This window comes from Candidatus Hepatincolaceae symbiont of Strigamia maritima (assembly GCF_055505085.1).
The window spans coordinates 1-4,949 of sequence record NZ_DBKDTU010000226.1 but is presented as its reverse complement, the minus strand read 5'-3'; the positions used below and the strand labels follow the sequence as shown (position 1 = coordinate 4,949).

The following is a 4,949-nucleotide window of genomic DNA, read 5'->3' as shown; positions in this document are numbered from 1 at the left end:
TAAATATTAGAATTTTTATAGTAAAAGTAATTAAATTTTTTATTATGATAATAATATCTTTGTGGGGCATAGAAAAGTTCATCATAGGCTCTCCCGTTAGGACTTAATTTAGTTTCATTATACACAGCAGTTCCTTCTTCTATCCATTCCGGTACGAAGATTCTCTCTACGTAAGGGAATAGATACACATAGAGTAGATTATGATCATATAATTGGTTAACATTATGGGTTAATTCATGCTTAAAAACAGTTTCTAGCCAACTGCCTGAAATAGTTTGGATTTCAGATAATTCTGCAGAAGTATTTAGCCAAAGATTAATTCTGTTCACAGTACTATAGGCATTTACGTAATCTACATTATTAGCTAAAAAAACATAAATTTTTACTAAAGGTTTAGCCCCATGAAAAGCATAAACCTCGTCTCCCCATTTTTCTATATTATTAGCTAAGATATAAGCGGTTTTCTCAAAATTTTTGTTATAAATAATTATAAAATTAAGAGTTTCTATTTTAGAGTTAAGTTTAATACTATCAAGATTATTAGAATATGCTCTAGAGTATAAAATAATAAAAATACTTAAAGTAGCTAATAAAATTTTTAACATTAATACATCTTTATATGTTGGGTTAATCAGTATAAAATTGTTCTACAGCTTAATATAGATATCCTATTCTTAGTTCTATAAAATTTTGTCCTTTGTTAGGTAAACTCAAATGACCATTAGAAAAATGTCTCATAAATAGTTCAACTTTAAGAACATCAATCCTAGTGCCCAAACCGGCAATTATACCAAAAGCAAATCTTGATCCAATGTGAGCATCTACTTTATTCTTAATATAGATTCCCAAACCTGTAAAACTATATATTTTTGGTATTCCTAAAACAACCTCCTGCATTACACCCAGATATGATGTGTTATTAAATGGTTTTTTTTTCTCACTGGTAGCTTTTTGAAGTCCAATCTCAATAGTAGCACGACCCGGCAACCTAAATATTCTGTCTCTCTGTTGATAGCCTAACGAATAATATGATAGATTTTTTAATCTTATGGACATTGAAGCTGATAATTGTAAAGCATTTATATAACTACCAAATGCCGGATTATCGATTATAAGGTAATGATTATCATTGGTATCGGCTAATGTCTTATTTGTAGTATATACTAACAACAAGCCCAATAAAATTGAATATACAATGTATTTACATAAATTTTTAAACATTTAACTTTTTATTTCCATACTTTCTGAAATAATAATACAAAGTAATTATATAATACAATTATTAGTCAGTCTAGTAATAAATCAAAATCTGTATTTTCCTTTAAATATAAGTACTATGCTTATCTACTACTTTTTCTATTAAAACGTAAATATAAAAATAATAATGGTATCCTTATTGAATAAGATTGATAATGTCAGATTATTAAAAATAAAAAAATTGTCCTCTTAAAATTTAGATTGGTTTGTGTATTTTGTATATAATCATCTAATTTCTTTATAATAAGAAAAAGATGTAATGCTTACAGTTGAATTGTTTGTTGTACATGTTTAGCAATCATCCATTCTTCTTGGGCAGGAATTACAAACATTTTAATACTAGAATTAGATTCTGAAATTAAGTAATTTTCCGGATTAGTATTAAGATTATTAGCTATTTTCATCCCTAACCAACTAAAACTATTTGCCACATGAGTCCGCAAACTTTTAGTATTTTCTCCCACACCCCCTGTAAAAATAATACTATTAAAACCCCCAAGTACTGCAAACATTGCCCCTATTTGTTTAATTAAGTTAAATTTATATAAATCCCAGGCCTCAATAGCTTTAGTATCAGTTGAGGAGGCTACAGTATAAAAATCGCTACTAAGGTCACTAACTCCTAAAATTCCGCTTTCAAAATAGAGTAATTTTTCTAGGGATGTTGCATTAAAGCCTTTATGTTGTAAAAGATACAAAATAATTCCTGGATCAATTGCTCCGGTTCTACTGCCCATTACTAAACCATCTAAGGGAGTTACTCCCATTGTAGTAGTAATACTTTTGCCGTTTTCCATAGCGCATAAGGAGGCTCCTGCACCTAAGTGGCAGGCAATTACTTTGCCAGAAGCAGCAGTTTTATCAATTTCATGTAATTTAAGAGCTAAATATTCATATGATAAACCATGAAATCCATATCTTTTTATGTTATCTTCCTCAATAAATTTCCTAGGAATAGCATAATATTGGCTAATTTTGCTATTAGTGCTATGAAAAGCTGTATCAAAACAAGCAATTTGCCTTAATTGTGGAAATTTAGCCTGTAGTACTTCCATAGGTCTAATATTATGAGGTAGATGAATCGGGCTTAAATAAGAAATATCTTTGAGGGTATTAATTAATTTATTATCAACTAAAGAAGGGAGCATATAATGGTTGCCGCCGTGAACTACTCTATGTCCAGCTGCAATTAAGCTAAGGGTAGGAAAAAGTTCTCTTAGGTTTTCTATAATAAAAATCAACATATCGTCTCTATTTTGAGATTCACTAAAATTATGAGTTTTTAAAAGTTTCCATTCACTACTATCTTTAATAATTAATTTAGGGTTATTGGTACCTATTCCGGAAATTTGTCCGGAATATAAATCTTTTAAGTCTTGAGCTGCAAAAAGTTTAAATTTTAAACTAGAAGATCCTCCGTTTAGAATAATAATAACTTCCATAATATATTCCTTAAAAAATTAAATATTTTGTAATAAAGTCGCCAGAGCACAAGAGGTTATTCGTGCCTGAATATTGTCTGCCCTACTGGTTAGAATAATAGGTACCTGTGCTCCTAGAACAATTCCAGCAACATTTGCCTGTCCTAAATATACTAAAGATTTAGTAAGAATATTTCCTGTTTCAATACTAGGCACTATTAAAATATCACAATTCCCAGCCACTTGGGAATTGATACCCTTTATTTGAGCTGATTCTGCACTAATAGCATTATCAAAAGCTAAAGGTCCTTCAATAATAGCTTTATCTAATAATTCTGGCATGTGAGACAAAGCATGTGCATCTAAGGATGATGGTATTCTATCGGTCGGAGTTTCCACAGCTGATAAAATGGCCACTTTGGGCTTATCAACACCTAATTGTTTAGCTAAATCTATAGCATTATTAGTTATATGAAATTTAGTAGCAAGGTCAGGATTGATATTAATAGCAGAATCCGAAATATAAAGCATTTTTTTATAAGTTTTAATTTCTACGGCAAATACATGGGAAATTCTACGTTTAGTGCGTAATCCGGTTTCTTTATTTACTACAGCATGCATTAATTCATCGGTATGAATATTGCCTTTCATCAAGGCTTGAGTTTTCCTTTCTCGACAAGACTTAACCGCTACATCTACGGCTTCAAGAGCAGTACCTGTATGAATAATTTGATAAGCAGTAATATCAAGATTAGCTAGGTTAGCAATATAATGAATTTTTTCAGTATTACCAAATAAAATTGGATTAATCAGTTTTTGTTTTGCAGCTTCGACAGCACTAATTAAAGACATATTATCAGTAGGATTTACTACTGCTACATTAAATGGTTCATATTGTTTAGAACTATATAATTTATCTATATAAATCAAATATTATCTCCTAATTACTTAAAGTATTGGCTACTATTATACTATAATTCTGGGAATATTAAAAATAAATTAGTGTATATCACTTTTAAAATGGGGATTGTAGCTAAAAAAAAGCTTGTTTAGAAAGATTCTAAATGTAAAAATTTCTTTCTGAGATTATCATATTGTTGTAATAAGGTATTAAAATTAAATTCTTTATATAAGTAATTTTTAGCATAAAAAACCATTTTTTTTCGTACTCCTTCATTTTCTATAAAAAAATTAAGCTTAGCAATAATTTCTTCTTTAGTGATATCTGCTAAATAAAGAGCATTTGTTGCGGTTAATTCCGGAAATCCCCCACTACGTGAACAAATAATTGCAACATCAGCTAAAATTGCCTCAATTCCTACCATAGGTAATCCTTCAGAATGTAAACTGGGAATAGTAGGGAAAACTGCAATTTTTGAATCTAAAAAATGTTGAAATACTTCTGCATTCGTAATATTTTTATAAATAATTAAACGTTTTTCTTTAATTAAGGTTTGGATTTTCGGCAGAGTAAGGCAATGCTCTAAAAATTCCTGTTCCCTCAAATTTTCTATACTTCCTGTTACTATTGCTTTGAAGTTCAGATGTTTATGTAATACTGAAGGAAGAGCTTCTAAATATTGCTTGATTCCTTTTTTATTAGTAGCACGTCCTGCAAAAATAATTTGATTTTTTTTAGCACCGGTAGCTAAGTTATTATGGAATAAATGTTGGTAAGAATTATGGATTACAAATACTTTAGATTTTAACATGGGTAAATATCTAAGAATTTCTTGTTTAAAATAATTGCTAACACAAATAATACCTGTTAAATGGCGTAATTTAGTAAAATATTGTAGATACTTATTAAAAAGCTTTCGTTTAAGAATAAGATTATGAGTAATTAATATTACTGGGAGGCTAATCTTTTTAGCAATAGCAGAAGCTAATCTATAATCTGATTCTACTTCTATAAGTTGGGGATTTTCTTGATTTATTATGGTTAATACTGCTTGTAAATACTTCTTAGGATTTACATTTAGATTAACATTAAAAATAAAATCTTTATTAGAAATATTTTCATAACATTGCTCTTTTGGAATAAAAATAATATTTTTATCTGGTAGAGGGGTTTCTGTAAAAGTAGAAACTATTTTAATATTATGATAAAATGCACTATATTTAATATATGGATAAGAAGCTAACCAAGTAGAAGCATTCTGATTTATACCTAAAGGCAGAAAATGTGGGTATATTTTTAATATTTTCATGGCAGACTCTTCCATAATTAAAGAGAAAATAATAAATACTCTTATATAATAGTAAAAATAG

5 protein-coding genes are annotated in these 4,949 nt (G+C 28.8%); all 5 read right to left on the bottom strand.

The features are described from left to right. On the bottom strand, positions 1 to 605 hold a 605-nt coding region (locus tag ACQCX0_RS06195), incomplete at its 3' end, for a hypothetical protein (protein ID WP_462563303.1). A 49-nt stretch (positions 606 to 654) separates the two neighbouring features. Then, entirely contained in the window at positions 655 to 1,221 is a 567-nt protein-coding gene (locus tag ACQCX0_RS06190; protein WP_462563302.1) for an acyloxyacyl hydrolase, read from the bottom strand. Between the two features lie 299 nt (positions 1,222 to 1,520). After that, entirely contained in the window at positions 1,521 to 2,699 is a 1,179-nt protein-coding gene (locus ACQCX0_RS06185) for an acetate/propionate family kinase (RefSeq protein ID WP_462563301.1), read from the bottom strand. Positions 2,700 to 2,717: 18 nt separating this feature from the next. Next, a complete protein-coding gene (locus tag ACQCX0_RS06180) occupies positions 2,718 to 3,608 on the bottom strand; it encodes a bifunctional enoyl-CoA hydratase/phosphate acetyltransferase (protein ID WP_462563300.1) in 891 nt (296 codons plus the stop codon). A gap of 119 nt (positions 3,609 to 3,727) precedes the next feature. Further along, on the bottom strand, positions 3,728 to 4,949 hold a 1,222-nt coding region (locus ACQCX0_RS06175), incomplete at its 5' end, for a glycosyltransferase family 4 protein (protein ID WP_462563299.1).